The sequence below is a fragment of the Vibrio sp. D431a genome (assembly GCF_030248655.1).
Lineage (GTDB): Bacteria > Pseudomonadota > Gammaproteobacteria > Enterobacterales > Vibrionaceae > Vibrio > Vibrio alginolyticus.
Window position 1 is genome coordinate 1 of record NZ_JAHGAP010000058.1, and the last position, 1,198, is coordinate 1,198.

Annotated in this window: 1 protein-coding gene; it reads right to left on the reverse strand. The window is 47.2% G+C overall.

Translation table 11 applies throughout. The features are described 5' to 3' along the window. Positions 1 to 14: 14 nt before the first annotated feature. Positions 15 to 1,198 (reverse strand): elongation factor Tu (gene tuf / locus KJB35_RS27260; RefSeq protein ID WP_017822038.1); only part of this gene is annotated, 1,184 nt, incomplete at its 5' end.

Here is a 1,198-nt window from a genome sequence, read left to right on the forward strand (position 1 = left end):
TAATTCGCTATGAATTAGTCGAAGATCTTAGCAACAACACCAGCACCTACTGTACGGCCACCTTCACGGATCGCGAAACGTAGACCTTCGTCCATTGCGATTGGTGCGATTAGCTCTACAGTCATCTGTACGTTGTCGCCTGGCATTACCATTTCTACGCCGTCTGGTAGCTGGATGTCACCAGTTACGTCAGTTGTACGGAAGTAGAACTGTGGACGGTAGCCTTTGAAGAATGGAGTGTGACGACCACCTTCATCTTTAGACAGTACGTATACTTCTGATTCGAACTTAGTGTGTGGAGTGATTGAACCAGGCTTAGCTAGTACTTGACCACGTTCAACTTCGTCACGCTTAGTACCACGTAGAAGTGCACCAACGTTCTCACCTGCACGGCCTTCGTCTAGAAGCTTACGGAACATCTCAACACCAGTACATGTAGTTGTAGTAGTGTCTTTGATACCTACGATAGCAACTTCGTCACCTACAGTTAGGATACCACGCTCGATACGGCCAGTTACTACTGTACCACGACCTTGGATTGAGAATACGTCTTCGATAGGCATTAGGAATGGCTGATCTACCGCACGCTCTGGCTCAGGGATGTAAGTATCTAGAGCTTCTGCTAGTTCAACGATTTTCGCTTCCCACTGCTCTTCGCCGTTTAGTGCGCCTAGTGCAGAACCTTGGATAACTGGTAGGTCATCACCTGGGAAATCGTATTCAGATAGAAGTTCACGAACTTCCATTTCTACTAGTTCTAGTAGCTCTTCATCGTCAACCATGTCACATTTGTTCATGAATACGATGATGTATGGGATACCAACCTGACGGCCTAGTAGGATGTGCTCACGAGTTTGTGGCATTGGGCCATCTGTCGCAGCAACAACTAGGATACCACCGTCCATCTGTGCAGCACCAGTGATCATGTTTTTAACATAGTCAGCGTGTCCTGGACAGTCAACGTGTGCGTAGTGGCGTGATGGAGTGTCGTACTCAACGTGAGAAGTTGCGATTGTGATACCGCGCTCACGCTCTTCTGGAGCGTTATCGATAGATGCGAAGTCTTTAGCTACACCGCCGTAAACTTTAGCAAGAGTAGTACAGATAGCTGCAGTTAGAGTTGTTTTACCGTGGTCAACGTGGCCGATAGTACCAACGTTAACGTGCGGTTTCGTACGTTCAAATTTTTCTTTAGACA